10 protein-coding genes are annotated in these 13,679 nt (G+C 60.0%); 8 read left to right on the top strand and 2 right to left on the bottom strand.

The window, feature by feature from the left end:
* Nucleotides 1-102 precede the first annotated feature (102 nt).
* Nucleotides 103-1,611, top strand: coding sequence for a Do family serine endopeptidase (locus EI293_RS02160; protein WP_246010507.1), 1,509 nt, complete (start codon nt 103-105; stop codon nt 1,609-1,611).
* An 89-nt stretch (nt 1,612-1,700) separates the two neighbouring features.
* On the opposite strand, the gene EI293_RS02155 is transcribed toward EI293_RS02160, so the two are convergent.
* On the bottom strand, nt 1,701-2,108 hold the full coding sequence (locus tag EI293_RS02155; RefSeq protein ID WP_125435286.1) for a hypothetical protein: 408 nt from the start codon (nt 2,106-2,108) through the stop codon (nt 1,701-1,703).
* Between the two features lie 307 nt (nt 2,109-2,415).
* Here EI293_RS02155 and amaB point away from each other — a divergent pair, with 307 nt between their 5' ends.
* Nucleotides 2,416-4,014: an L-piperidine-6-carboxylate dehydrogenase gene (amaB, locus tag EI293_RS02150; RefSeq protein ID WP_125435284.1), complete on the top strand. Its 1,599-nt coding sequence runs from the start codon at nt 2,416-2,418 to the stop codon at nt 4,012-4,014.
* A 78-nt stretch (nt 4,015-4,092) separates the two neighbouring features.
* Here the strand turns inward: amaB and EI293_RS02145 are convergent, their stop codons facing one another.
* Nucleotides 4,093-4,626, bottom strand: coding sequence for a membrane lipoprotein lipid attachment site-containing protein (locus tag EI293_RS02145; protein ID WP_125435282.1), 534 nt, complete (start codon nt 4,624-4,626; stop codon nt 4,093-4,095).
* Between the two features lie 294 nt (nt 4,627-4,920).
* Between EI293_RS02145 and EI293_RS02140 the strand changes: the two genes are divergently transcribed.
* From EI293_RS02140 to EI293_RS02115, 6 genes are all read left to right on the top strand, one after another.
* Nucleotides 4,921-5,490, top strand: coding sequence for an RNA polymerase sigma factor (locus EI293_RS02140; RefSeq protein WP_125435280.1), 570 nt, complete (start codon nt 4,921-4,923; stop codon nt 5,488-5,490).
* A 126-nt stretch (nt 5,491-5,616) separates the two neighbouring features.
* Entirely contained in the window at nt 5,617-6,360 is a 744-nt protein-coding gene (locus EI293_RS02135; RefSeq protein ID WP_125435278.1) for a hypothetical protein, read from the top strand.
* A gap of 3 nt (nt 6,361-6,363) precedes the next feature.
* Nucleotides 6,364-7,617, top strand: a complete 1,254-nt coding sequence (locus tag EI293_RS02130; RefSeq protein WP_125435276.1) for a DUF4097 family beta strand repeat-containing protein — start codon at nt 6,364-6,366, stop codon at nt 7,615-7,617.
* Between the two features lie 105 nt (nt 7,618-7,722).
* Nucleotides 7,723-8,289: a PPC domain-containing DNA-binding protein gene (locus tag EI293_RS02125; RefSeq protein ID WP_125435274.1), complete on the top strand. Its 567-nt coding sequence runs from the start codon at nt 7,723-7,725 to the stop codon at nt 8,287-8,289.
* 125 nt (nt 8,290-8,414) lie between these two features.
* Nucleotides 8,415-11,723: a toxin-antitoxin system YwqK family antitoxin gene (locus tag EI293_RS02120; protein WP_125435272.1), complete on the top strand. Its 3,309-nt coding sequence runs from the start codon at nt 8,415-8,417 to the stop codon at nt 11,721-11,723.
* Entirely contained in the window at nt 11,704-13,668 is a 1,965-nt protein-coding gene (locus EI293_RS02115; protein WP_170170208.1) for a DUF3857 domain-containing protein, read from the top strand. The genes EI293_RS02120 and EI293_RS02115 overlap by 20 nt, the downstream gene beginning before the upstream one ends.
* Nucleotides 13,669-13,679 lie beyond the last annotated feature (11 nt).

Genomic DNA, 13,679 nt, shown 5'->3' with positions numbered 1-13,679 from the left:
ACAGCTGTTTCGAACTCGCCAAGGCCATTAAACCTATTTGTCCGTTCACGTTTCCGTTGTATTTTCAACTCGACATCTTTCCATTTCACCTTCTTCTTACCCATGCAAGCAAAACAAATGATGCTCGGCCTGTTCGGTTCCGCCATTCTCGGTGGTGGCGTGGCGGTAGGTGGGTACAAGCTGCTGGAGCCCGAGCGCGCCCTGTCGCCCCAGGCTATTGCCGCTGACCCCAACGTTCGGTACACCAGTGAGCTGCGCAGCAGTACCTACACCGTGCCCGAAGGCCTCAACTTTACGGCCGCCGCGGCATCCGTAACGCCGGCCGTGGTGCACGTTATGACGGAATACGCCCCCAAGGCCAGCCAGAACGACGCGGCCCGGATGGACCCGTTTCTGCGCCAGTTCTTTGGCGATGAGCTGGAGCAGTACCAGGGCCGGGGCCGGCAGCAGGGGCCGCAGCAGGGCTCGGGCTCGGGGGTTATCATTGCCGCCAACGGCTACATCGTGACCAACAACCACGTTGTCGAGAAGGCCGATAAGATTGAGGTAGTGATGGACGATAAGCGCAAGTACAAAGCCACCCTCGTTGGTACGGACCCCAATACCGACCTGGCCCTGCTGAAAGTGGAGGCCGATAACCTGCCCTTCATCCGCTACGGCAACTCCGACCAGGTGAAGGTAGGCGAGTGGGTACTGGCCGTGGGCAACCCCTTCAACCTGAACTCCACCGTAACGGCCGGTATCATCTCGGCCAAGGGTCGCAACATTAATATCCTACGCCGCGAGGACGGGATGGGCGTGGAGTCGTTCCTGCAGACGGATGCCGTGGTGAACCCCGGTAACTCGGGGGGCGCGCTGGTGAACCTGAACGGTGATTTGATCGGTATCAACTCGGCCATTGCCTCGCAAACCGGCTCGTTTGTGGGCTATTCGTTTGCCGTGCCTAGCTCCATTGTGAGCAAGGTGATTGACGATCTGCTCAAGTACAAAGTGGTGCAGCGGGCCTTGTTGGGCGTGCAGATCCGGGAAGTGGATGCCCAGCTGGCTTCCGAGAAGAAGCTCAAAACCCTGAACGGCGTGTACGTAATGGGCGCAGACAAAAGTAAATCCGCCGCTCAGGCCGGCATTGAGGAAGGCGACATCATCACCGAAATCAACGGGGTGAAGGTGAACACCTCCTCGCAGCTGCAGGAGCAGGTGGCCCGCTTCCGTCCCGGCGACAAAATAAAGGTAACCTACCTGCGCGACGAGAAGGAGCGCACGACCACCGCCACCCTGCGCAACTCCACCGGTACCACCGATATCATCCGCGAGGAAGTGGCTTCTGTGGTGAAGTACGAGGGTGCTTCGCTGGCTCCCGTGAGCAAGCAGGAGCAGAGCAAGCTGGATATTGAAGGCGGCGCGAAAATCACCGGCATCCGCAACTCCAACTTCCGCGAAACTGGTATTGCCGACGGCTTCATCATCACCCGCATTGATAAAAACAAGGTGACTAAGCCCCAGGACGTGCAACGCTACCTTGAAGCCGCCAAGGAAACCGAAGGCGCGCTGGTAGAAGGCGTGTACCCCGACGGCCGCAAGGCGTATTACCCCATCGGGCAGGCTCAGTAAGCAGCCCTGATCCAGTAAAAATAAAGGCCCCCGCTGTTAAGCGGAGGGCCTTTTTTGCTGCTTACCACTCGCCACTCGCCACTCACCACTCACGCAAGCAGCCAATCCATGGCCGGGCCTTCTTCGATGAAAAGGCGGAGCTCGTATTCCCGGTCCTCCGCCAGGCCGTATGCCAGGTATTGCTGCTGCGTTGGGTTATCCTGGTAGACTGCCAGCCGACCGGGTGAGCAATGCACCGCAATGCGCAGCGGTTGGGGAAGTAGTTGCGCGGCAGCCAGCGGGTAGAAAACGTGCGTGGTCCACTGGCCCAGTTCGGGGTTCAACTGGTCGCGGCGGCGTACATCGAGTAGCCAGCGGCTGAGGCCGTGCTGCCGGGCCAGGGCGAGTAGCTCGGCATAATCAGCCTGGAGCAGGGGAGTGGGGGCGTCATCGGCCCAGCGGGCCACCAGAATACCTAAATCGGGGCGGGGAGTGAGGGTGAGCAGAGAGCTGGGCATGCACCAAGGTAACGGATTGGCGCCGGGAAATTAGCCGCAGAGTATGGCTGGATAGGGCAAAAAGCGCGTCCTCCGAAACCGGATATTCTTGCTGTTTCGCCTGCAAAGCAGCTGTTGAGTTAGCGGACTGAGGGCCGATGGGGGCAGCCGTGAACAGTCGCGAGCCGCCAGTGTGCGGGCCGGCTGTTGGCCGAGGCAGGCTGGTGTTAGTTTTTATAGTTTGCTTTGTAGCCGGCGCGCCCGCCCCCGCGGTCTGCAAGCCACCAGACGCTACACTTCCCACCCAACTTCTACTTTTCCAGTTCCCATGAAACAAGCCCTCGAAGAAGCCGCCGCCACCGGCACCGACGTGCAGGACCACGACCATCACGGCATCAAGCAGGTATTGCACGACCTGGGCATACAGGCCCACAATGCTGCCTGGAGCACCGGCCTGACCTGGGGCGGCCAGCAGAACAGCAACACCCGCACCATCACCTCCACCGCCGACGGCCGTACCATTGGCACCGTGGCCCTGGCCACCGCCGACGACTACGAGCAGGTAGTACAGAAAGCGCAGGAAGCCTTCAAAACTTGGCGGCTAGTGCCGGCCCCCAAGCGCGGCGAAATTGTGCGCCAGATCGGCAACAAGCTCCGCGAGTACAAGGACTCGCTGGGTAAGCTGGTGAGCTACGAAATGGGCAAAATCCTGCAGGAAGGCCTCGGCGAAGTGCAGGAAATGATTGATATCTGCGACTTTGCGGTGGGCCTTTCGCGGCAGCTGCACGGCTTCACTATGCACTCGGAGCGGCCCGCGCACCGCATGTATGAGCAGTACCACCCGCTGGGCGTGGTCGGCATCATTTCGGCCTTCAACTTCCCGGTGGCCGTGTGGAGCTGGAACGCCATGCTGGCCGCCGTCTGCGGTGACACCTGCATCTGGAAGCCCTCCGAGAAAACGCCCCTCACGGCTGTGGCCGTGCAACACATCATCCGGGACGTGCTGCGCGAAAATGAGCTGCCCGAAGGCATCTTTAACCTGATCATCGGCGACGCGGAAATTGGGGCGAAAATGGCCGCTGATACGCGCGTGCCGCTGGTATCGGCCACGGGCAGCACCCGCATGGGCAAGAAGGTGGGCGAAGTGGTGGGCGCCCGTCTGGGCCGCGCTTTGCTGGAGCTGGGCGGCAACAACGCCATCATTCTCACCGAGCACGCCGATTTGGGCATTGCCATTCCGGGCATCGTGTTCGGGGCGGTGGGTACGGCCGGGCAGCGCTGCACCACCACGCGCCGCCTCATTATCCACGAGTCGATTTTTGAGGACGTGAAGGCTCGTCTGCTCAAAATCTACCCCAACCTGCCCATCGGCCACCCCTTGCAGGATGGTACGCTGGTTGGCCCGCTGATTGATAAGGATGCGGTGCAGAGCTTCACGAAAGCCCTGGAAGCCGTGCAGGCCGAAGGTGGTAAGCTGCTGATTGGCGGTGAACTACTGAGCGGCGCTGGCTACGAAACCGGTACCTACGTGAAGCCCGCCATTGTGGAAGCCCGTAACGAATACCACACGGTGCAGGAAGAAACCTTCGCACCCATCTTGTATCTGATCAAATACAGCGGCGGCGTGGAAAACGCCATCGACACGCAGAACGGCGTGCGCCAGGGTCTATCGTCGAGCATCTTCACGGTGAACATGCGCGAGGCCGAAGCCTTCCTCAGTCACGCCGGCTCCGACTGCGGCATTGCCAACGTGAACATCGGCACCAGCGGCGCTGAAATCGGGGGCGCATTTGGTGGCGAGAAGGAAACCGGCGGTGGCCGCGAGTCCGGCTCCGATGCCTGGCGCGTGTACATGCGCCGCCAGACCAATACCATCAACTACAGCACCCAGCTCCCGCTGGCCCAGGGTATCAAGTTCGACGTGTAACGCCGCCTTATGTTGAAATAAAACGGCCCGCTCGGTTTATCCGGGCGGGCCGTTTTTGTGCGCGGGCATTCACTCCATTTAGCCTCCAAACGCAATGTCACCGTGACCTTTTAGGTATAAGTTTGCCTGCGTGGGGCTGTAAATGACGTAGTACACGCGGTACGTTGTATTAGGTTTGAACTTGTCGGCAGGAAACTCGAAATGAAATAAAATATCAGAAACGCTGAAGGGGCCATATTCCAGCTCATTAGCCACCCGATAGTTTTTGTCGACAAAGACCAGCTTCAACATCGCCCCGCTTGGAATGCCGTAGAAACCAAAGTTTCCACCACCCTGGATAGTCGCCGGGTTGGGATAAAAATTACGCGGCTGCACCGTCACAGCCGGAGTAACGTTCAGATACAATGGCAGCTTAAATAGTCCAAGTTCCTGCTCATTCCAGGTTTCGTCGCGGGCCCAGTCGGTAGGGTCGGTGGGGCCGATGGATCGGTTGCTGGCATCGCGCTCCGTGATGCCTCTTTCCGGCCCAAAGTCGATAGCAGGTGACGTTTCCTTTTTGGAACACGCCGTGAGAGAGGCTAGAAGCCCTGCGCCGAACAGGATTTTTTTCATGGAATAAGTACAGACAAGTGAAACAGGTAACGCAACATACATTGCGTTGCGAGATATGGGTGTTGGCGGTATTCCCGGCAACCGATAGGAATAACGTTGGGACATAGCCGGAAGCAGACGAATAAAGCTATTGAACAATTCTGAATGAGCCACTGTCTTTTCCACGCAGTGCAACCCCACCCGGCGGCCCGCTGTCTTTCACTTGCTTACCTGAAGAGCACGAGCCGTTTTAGCCCGGAAAAGTTGGATATTTACGATTCACCCGTTTCCGAACATCCGCTTACTGAGCACCCTATGGAGGCATTTGCGTACACCGACATCAACGCCCCGCTGGTCGAGCGGTGCCGCCTAGGCGACCGGCGCGCCCAGGCCGAAATCTACAAGCGCTACTCCAAGGCCATGTTCAACGCCTCGTTGCGCATCACCGGCGACTATGCCGAGGCGGAGGACGTATTACAGGAGTCGTTTCTGAGCGCCTTCCGCGAGCTGCACAGCTACAAGGGCGACTCGTCGTTCGGCTCCTGGCTCAAGCGCATCGTCATCAACAAAAGCATCAACTGCCTGCGCAACCGGCGTCTGCAGCTGGTGCCCCTGGCCGAACAGCACGACGGGGCCGCCGCCGACTACGAGGATGACCACGGTGGTCTGAACTCGGAGGAACTGGGCTGGCGGGCCGATGTGGTGCGCCGCTGCGTGCAGGAGCTACCCGACGGCTACCGCGTGGTACTCACCCTCTACCTGCTGGAAGGCTACGACCACGCCGAAATTGCCGGTATTCTCAACATCACCGAATCCACTTCGAAGTCGCAGTACAGCCGGGCCAGGAAGAAGCTTCTGGAACTGGCCCGCCAGCACGGCCTGTAAGTCTGCCACCTGATTTTACCCTCTGACCTTAGGCGTTAAGTGCCGGCCCGGCCGCTTTTTCACTGGCCCACCCAACCACACCTGACCAGCTTGCCCCCGGCCCGCCGCCTCCCATTACCACCTGCCATGAACGAGAAGAAAACCGGACTGGAAGCCTTCGTGGAACACCACCGCGCTGACTTCGACGTGTTCGAGCCCCGGCCGAACCTCTGGGACGATATTGCTTCGGAGCTGGATACGGCTCCGGAAGAAGATACCACTGCTGCTCCGTTGCGGATAGTTCCCCTGTTTCCGGTGGCTGAAAACCTGCCCCTGACGCCGGCCGCTGCCGCCGATACGGCTGCCGTGCGCTCGGCCCGCCCCTATGGCGTGGCCGCCGCCGTAGCTACTCTGCTGATGCTGGGTACCTGGTTCTGGCAGCACCGCACCGAAGCCACCATCTGGACGCGCACCGGCCAGCCCGCTACGGCCCAGAGCAGTCCGGCCCCGGCCCTGTATCCCGGCCTGACGGCTACGGCCGCCACCGATGGCCCCGAGCAACGCTTGGCTAGTGCTGTGCAGCGCATGGAATCTTATTACGCCGCCCAGATTACGGAGCGGCAGCAAGAATTGCGCGAAGTAGACGCGGAAGCCACGGAAACCATGCCCCGCGCCGACTGGCAGCGGGAACTGCTTGATCTGGACTCCACCTATCAGCAACTGAAAACTGAGCTTTACCGCAACCCCGAGCCCGATGTGGTGCTGGAAGCCATGAACCGCAACATGCAGATCCGCTTGGATTTGCTGACGCAGCAGTTGCGCACCCGGGAGCGAATCCGGGATTATCACAGCCAACCTTACATGGTGGCCGATAGCCGCCGGATTCCGTAACTCATGCGCCCTACTTCATCGTTTTTTCGTCGGGCCGGACGGTTGGTATTCCTGGCTGGCTTGCTGAGTGTGGCCGGACAGACGGGCCATGCCCAGATGGCCACAGTCCGTTCGGAAGCAGCTACTGCCTATTTTCGGGAGCCGGAGGCATTACCGGCGCAATTCACTGAGCAGGGGACGCCCGATGCCCGGCAAGGTGCAGGCCAGGGCCCTGCCCAAGGACCACAGGAAGAAGCGCAGCCTACGCCGGCCGTTGAGAAAGTCCGGAAGCTCAGCCGCACGTTTCCCGCCAGTGCCACCAAGCTTTATACCCTGGATACGCGCTACGGCCGTGTGCAGGTGAACGTGTGGAACCGGCCCGAAATTCGGACCGACGTGGACATCATTACCCGCGCCGAAACTGAGGAAAAAGCCCAGCAGCTCCAAGAGATGATTCAGGTGCAACTGCAGGATAAGGACCCTGCCACCGGTGGTATTGTGGCCCGCTCGCGCTTCGGGGCCATGCCCCGGGAATGCTGGAGCCGCACCAAGCTCTATGAGGTGAATTACACAGTGTGGGTGCCCAAAAACACCCCGATGGCCGTGCACAACACCTTTGGCGAAATCAGTGTAACCGGCGACCTGACCGGGGCTACGGAGCTGGCCATTGAGTATGGCAGCCTACGCACGGCCCGGCTGGATGGCCCGCGCAATACCGTGCGGGTATGCAACGCGCAGTGCGCCGTGCCCTACGCTCGGCGGGCTACCATTGAGGCCTCGTACTCCAAGCTACGTCTGACGGAAGGCGGGATTGTAGAGCTGCGCAACAACAGCTCGGATATCGATATCAGTACGGTGCAGGACCTGACGGTACATAGCAAGTACGGCGACGTAGCGCTGGGCACGGTACGCAACCTGCGCGGCTCCTCCGGTTACTCCAAATTCAGTATCGATAAAATCAGTAATCAGCTGGATATGAAGTTGCAGTACTGCCCTAATTTTGAAGTGCGCAGTACGGGAAAAAATTTCCGGCAGATCAACGTTGACGGGGGCTATAGCACCATCCTGCTGAACTTCCCCGACGGGGCGGCTTTCGATTTTGATGTGAATACCGACCACGGTCGACTGCTGGTGGATAAGCGGCTGGTGAAAGTGGATTCGGAAGAAAGCAATGCTTCCTCCAGTGATACGCAGGGTAGTTTCGGGGCGGTTCAGACGCGTAATGCCGGCAACGTAAACATCAAAGTGCGCTACGGCAACGTGAGCTTTAACCGATAGGAACGGCTAAAACGGCAAAAGCAGAAGACCAAAAGTAAAAGCGCGGCTGCTCCGATAAAACGTGGCGCCGCGCTTACTTTTGGCCTTCTGCTTTTGACCTTCTCCATGCGTAATTCTCTGCTGATCGGGCTGCTGGGCCTGGGTATCTTCCCGGCTGCCGTTGCCCAAACTGCTCCTGCTGCTATGCCTGCTTCGTCTGCCGTTGCCTCTTCGCCGCTCCGTACGTACGCCCTGCGCCTGCGGCCCGGCCAGGATTTGCGGCAGGAGTTGCTGGCGTTTGTAACCCGGCACCAGTTGCGGGCGGCCTGCGTGCTGACGGGCGTAGGCAGCCTGACCACAGCCACGCTGCGGCTGGCCAACCAGGAAGGCCCTACGGTGTACCACGGGCATTTTGAAATCGTCTCATTGGTTGGTACCCTATCCGTGAACGGGAGCCATCTGCACCTCTCGGTAGCCGACTCCACGGGGCGCACCATCGGCGGGCATCTGCTCGATGGGAATCTGATTTATACCACCGCCGAATTGGTAATTGGGGAACTGCCGGAACTGGATTTCCGGCGCGAAACAGACGCCACGTTCGGCTATAAGGAGCTGGCCGTGTACCCGGCCGCGCCCGGCGTGGCAGCTCCCGCTCCTGCCCGGAAAGAACCCCGGCCGAAACCGAAAAAATAGGACGTTAGAAACGCTGGCGGGTCTTTTTCAAGCCACGCAAAACAGGTATACTTGTGGAACTATCAACGGGCTGCCGCAAGGGCGGCAGGGCCGATGAGGTGTTCTATACAGTTTAGTTTACGTTAATGCGAGTTTTTACGTACGGTACGCTCCTGAGCCTGTGGGCCGGAGTTGCCGCCACGGCGTACGGCCAACAGCAGCCGGCCACCGTTCCCACCGCCTCCCGGGCTTTGCAGGAGGGCATTGCCCTGCATGATAAAGGCGACTTTGCCGGGGCCATTCGGCAGTATCTGCTGGTCCCTTCCTCTGATTCCGGCTACGTAGGGATTCAGGGGGAGCTGGCCCTTTCCTATCTGCAGAACAAGCAGTACAAAGAGGCCGCCGAAGCCAGCCGCCGGGCCATTGCGCTGCACATGCACGATGCCCAACCGTACTACGTGCTGGCCGAAGCCGAAGAGAACCTGAAGCATGAGCCCGAAACCTTCCGGGCCTACGCCGACGGGCTGAAGCTCATGCCCTATAACCAGTTGCTGTGGTTCAACCAGGGGGTAAGCTACGATGCGCTGAAAAAGCGGCCGGCCGCGTTGGCCAGCTGGCAGCGGAGTCTGGAGCTGGCCCCTATGCACCCGGGCACGCACTACCAGCTGGCGTGGCTGGCACTGGAGCAGGGCCAGACGGCCCGGGCTCTTATCAGCCTGCTCACCTTTCTGGCCATTCAGCCCGATTCGGAGAATAGTCAGCAAGCCCTGATTCTGGCCGAGAATATTGCTGCTAACACGCAGGAAGTAGAGGAAAAGGAACGGGAGAAACCTTTTGTGCCCAACGACGCCTTCCAGGACCTGGATCTGCTGCTGACCTCCAAAGTGGCCCTGCGCAAAGACTACACCACCAAAGTGAAGTTCGATGCCAATATTGTGAAGCAGACGCAGCTGCTCATAGAGAAATTTCCGGCGGGCGGCTCTTCCGAAACCGACCTCTGGCTCCGGGCGTACGGCCCCCTGGTGGAAGCCCTGCGCCGCGACGATAACCTGACGGCCTTCACCTACCTGATTCTGTACTCCGCCGATGATAAGCGGGCCAGCCAGTGGGTGAAATCCAACAAGAGCAAAGTGGAGCGCATGAGCCAGGCAGTTGCCCAGGCGCTGCTGAGTCTGCGGGTGCAGCAGCCCGTATCTGGTCAGCCCGAAGGAACGCGCCGTGCTGCCTGGTTTCACGAGAACAAGCTGCAGGGTATCGGCGAAGGCACCACCAAAAACGGCGACCTGGAAAGCCTGCGCGGCCCCTGGCTCTTTCTGGATAAAGCCGGGGCTGTCAGCAAGGAGGGCTCCTTCACGGCGGATAGCAAACGCACCGGCCGCTGGCGCGAATACCACGACAACGGCCAGCTGGCCAAGGAACTGAACTACGATGCGCAGGGGCTGCTGGACGGCCGCTACGCAGAGTATCATGATAATGGCGCGCTGTCGGTGGAGGGTACTTACCAAGCCGGTAAACTTGTGGGTACGGCCAAGCTGTATCACTATTGCGGCGAAGTGCGGGAGGCCCGCAAGTACGAGAATGGCGACGCTACCGGCGAGGCCCTGTTCTATTACCCTACCGGCAAGCTGCAGCGCCGCGCCAACTACCGCGCCGATAAGCTGGAAGGAGCTTCCGCCAATTTCTACCCCGATGGCACTCCTGAAGCCACCTACACCTACGTGGCCGACAAGCGGCAGGGATCCTTCGAGGTTTTCTACCCAGGCAAGCAGCTGGAACGCCAGGGCGCGTACGAACAGGGCGAGCTGCACGGCGACTACAAAGACTATTTCCCGAACGGGCAGCTGGCCAGTGCCGGCCGCTACGACCACGGTAAGCAGGTCGGCCGCTGGCAGACGTTTTACGCCTCCGGGAAGCCCAGCGACGAGAAGACGTTTGACCCGGCTACCGGGGAGCTGCACGGGACACTAAAGGATTACGACAAGGATGGTCGGCTGCTTAGTGAGCTGGAGTACGTGCAGGGACGCGTAACCAAGCTCACGTACTTCGATGCGGCCGGCAAGCCAATAAGCCAGACGGCCATTGCCAAAAAGGGACGTACTGAAGTGAAAGGCGTGCGTCCCGACGGAGCTATCCGGTTCACGGGCGCTTACACCGATGGCCGCATGAGCGGGGAGTGGCGCTGGTTTCGGCGCAACGGCAGCCTGGCCACGGTGCGCAACTACCTCAATGGCAAGCAGCAGGGGGCAGAGGAATTCTACGCCAGCAACGGCCGCGTCAGTCAGCGCAACCAGTATCAGGATGACCAGCTGGATGGTTTCTCGCAAACCTACTACCAGCACGGCCAGCTGCAGCGGGCGGGCTACTACACCGCCGGGGAGCAGCAGGGGACCTGGAAGCAGTACTACCCCACCGGTCAGCTCAGTGAGGAGTATAACCTGCAAAGCGGCGCCCTGCATGGTCAGACGCGCAGCTACACGCCCGGCGGCAAGCTCACGCAGGAGCGGTGGCTGGAGTACGACCGGCCCCTCACCATTACTTCCTTTGACTCCGTCGGGGCAGTAGTAGACCGTCTGGTGGTGCAGCCCACCACCAAAGCCTTCACTATGCACTACCCCAATGGCAAGCCCCGCGTTGAAAGCGGCTGGCTCTGCTATGACTATCAGGGCAGTGAAAAATGGCTGTTTCCCAACGGCAAAACCGAAACTACCAGTGAAATGGATCGGGGCAACCGCCAGGGCGCTTACCGCTCCTACCATCCGTTCACGGGTAAGCTGGTGGAGGAAGGTACCTACCGCGACGGCAAGCGGGAAGGCGAGTGGAAGTACTACTACGCTTCGGGAGCCTTGCACAGCAAAGGCACGTACCAGCGCGGCGAGTCGGAAGGGGAATGGGTCAGCTACTTCGAGAACGGACAGCTGGAAAAGGTGTCTACCTACGCCGCCGACGACCTGAACGGGCCCCTGCGCACCTACAACATGCAGGGCGAGCTGCTGCTGGAAAAGCTGTACGCCGATGGGGAGCTGCTGGGCTTCCGCAGCCCCGGCCCCGATGGTAAAGCCACCGGCGACCTGAAACCCGCCGGTACCATCAACACCACTTTCACCAACGGCAAACCCGCCGCCACCGAAACGTACCAGAAAGGCAGTCTCAGCGGCTCCCGTACCTACTACTACAGCACCGGCCAAGTGTATCGGCGGGCCCAGAACTCGCCTGATGGGCAGCTGACGGGCACGCTCACCACCTATTATCCCAACGGCAAAGTGCAGGAGGAAGAGGCTTACGCGTTTGATGAACTGCACGGCCGCAGCCGCTACTACCGCCCCGATGGGACGCTGGAACGCGAAGAAACCTTCCGCTGCGGTGAAAAAGCCGGCCCTACGGTGTATTATGATGCGCAGGGCAAACCCTTACGAACCGATTTTTACTGGAACACCCATGTCTACGAAACGCGTTAATTCGGGGCAGTGGGCCCTGGGGCTGTGGTTACTGCTGGTGGGAATAAGCCAGCAGGCCCGCGCGCAGCAGCCGGTGCAGCAGTTCATGCAGCTCAAGCAGCAGTACCCCGCCGAAAAGGCCGTGTATCTCGATTACCGCCAGGAGCTGACGGTAGAGCTGAAGGGCGACTCGGTGCAGGTGCTGGCCCGCCACCATTACGATATGCTGCACTTGGCCGGGCAGTCGGACATGTATGCCCCGGACCAGGTGTACAGCTCCCACTTCAGTCGCCTCCAGAAAATTGAGGCCCGTACCTTGTTACCCGCCACCAACGACTACAAAGCGCTGAAGGTGACGGAATTCAAGGATAAGTTTGAAATCCGGCCGGGTATTTTCTTCGATGATGCCCGGGTCGTGAGCTTCTCCTACCCGGCCGTAGCGCCCGGCGTACGTACCGTGTGCGACTACACCGTGCGCCACCCCGATGCCCGCTTTCTAAACCCGTTTTACTTCGCCAGCTACGTGCCCGTGCAACACGCCGAGCTGGTCATAACGGCCCCGCGCACGGTGCGCCTCAATACCAAGCAGTTCAATATTCCGGCCGGCAAAGTCACGTACACCCGCCAGGAAAAAGGCAACAACGTCATCTACCGCTGGGTGGCCGATAACCTGTCCGCTGCCAAGCGCGAAACCGATGCGCCGGAAGCGAGCTACTACGTGCCGCACCTGGTGTTTTTCGTGGAAGAAGCCCAGATAAACGGCCAGACGCGGAAGCTGCTGGGTGGAGTATCGGAGCTCTACAGCCTGTACTCAGGCTTTGTGACTGGCCTCGATAAGCAGGAAAGCCCTGCCTTGCGCCGGGTAGTAGATTCGCTGACGGTAAGTGCCCGCACCGAGCCCGAGAAGGTGGCCCGCATTTACTACTGGGTGCAGGACCACGTCCGGTACATTGCTTTCGAAAACGGTCTGCGCGGCTTTATCCCGCACGATGCCGGCCGCGTGTACGCCAGCCGCTACGGCGACTGTAAGGACATGGCCAACCTGCTGCACGAAATGCTGCGTATGGCCGGCGTGAAATCGTACCGCACCTGGATTGGCACGCGGGACCTGCCCTACCATTACGCCGACCTGGCCACGCCCGGCGTCGATAACCACATGATTACCACGTATGAGCCCCGTCCCGGTGAGTACGTGTTTCTGGATGCTACCAGCAAATACACGCCCTACGGCATGCCTTCCTGGATGATTCAGGGCAAGGACGCGCTGCTGGCACTGGATGGCAAGAACTGCAAAGTGGTGAGCGTGCCCGTCATGGAGCGCCAGCGCAGCCGCACCGTTGATAGCTCGGTGGTGGTGCTTGATGGTACCACCGGGTTGCGCGGCACGGGCCGCCTGGCCCTCAATGGCTACGCCAAAGTGCGCCAGTCCTACGCCCTCGATGGCCTCAACCCCACCGATGAAGCCAAGCTGGTAAAAAGCCTGGTGGAGCGCGGCAATAATAAATTCTTCGTGGACAAGTACGCGGTCCACGACCTGGATACCCGCGACCAGCCCCTGGTAGTAGACTATGAGTACCGTTTGCAGGATTACGTGCAGCGTCTCGACGACGAAGTATACGTGAACCTCAACCTCGACCAGCGGTACGCCGCTGACCGCCTCGACCCCGCCAAGCGCACCCTGGCCCGCACCAACGACTACTTCCATACCACCCGCACCCGCACCGAGTTTGAGGTACCGGCCGGCTATGAGGTTACCTATCTGCCCGCCAACACCACCGGCCAGGACCAGATGCTGGGTTTTTCCATTCGCTATGAGCGCAAAGGCACTAAAATCATCCAGGAAAAGGAGGTATTCGTGAACTACCTGATGCTGGAGCCCGCGCAGTTCGGCCAGTGGAATACGGTGGTCGATAAGCTCAACACGGCCTACCGCGACGCCATTATTCTCAAGCGCAAAAAAGCGTAGCCTATATATTA

Origin of the sequence: Hymenobacter perfusus, assembly GCF_003944765.1 — a bacterium.
GTDB classification, from domain to species: domain Bacteria; phylum Bacteroidota; class Bacteroidia; order Cytophagales; family Hymenobacteraceae; genus Hymenobacter; species Hymenobacter perfusus.
This window is presented reverse-complemented; position numbering and strand designations above follow the sequence as displayed.

Excerpts from the sequence above, each read along its gene's own strand:
- EI293_RS02160 (WP_246010507.1), top strand. The coding sequence starts at position 103 with ATGCAAGCAAAACAAATGATGCTCGGCCTGTTCGGTTCCGCCATTCTC.
- EI293_RS02155 (WP_125435286.1), bottom strand. The coding sequence starts at position 2,108 with ATGCCCAGCTCTCTGCTCACCCTCACTCCCCGCCCCGATTTAGGTATT.
- amaB (WP_125435284.1), top strand. The coding sequence starts at position 2,416 with ATGAAACAAGCCCTCGAAGAAGCCGCCGCCACCGGCACCGACGTGCAG.
- EI293_RS02145 (WP_125435282.1), bottom strand. The coding sequence starts at position 4,626 with ATGAAAAAAATCCTGTTCGGCGCAGGGCTTCTAGCCTCTCTCACGGCG.
- EI293_RS02140 (WP_125435280.1), top strand. The coding sequence starts at position 4,921 with ATGGAGGCATTTGCGTACACCGACATCAACGCCCCGCTGGTCGAGCGG.
- EI293_RS02135 (WP_125435278.1), top strand. The coding sequence starts at position 5,617 with ATGAACGAGAAGAAAACCGGACTGGAAGCCTTCGTGGAACACCACCGC.
- EI293_RS02130 (WP_125435276.1), top strand. The coding sequence starts at position 6,364 with ATGCGCCCTACTTCATCGTTTTTTCGTCGGGCCGGACGGTTGGTATTC.
- EI293_RS02125 (WP_125435274.1), top strand. The coding sequence starts at position 7,723 with ATGCGTAATTCTCTGCTGATCGGGCTGCTGGGCCTGGGTATCTTCCCG.
- EI293_RS02120 (WP_125435272.1), top strand. The coding sequence starts at position 8,415 with ATGCGAGTTTTTACGTACGGTACGCTCCTGAGCCTGTGGGCCGGAGTT.
- EI293_RS02115 (WP_170170208.1), top strand. The coding sequence starts at position 11,704 with ATGTCTACGAAACGCGTTAATTCGGGGCAGTGGGCCCTGGGGCTGTGG.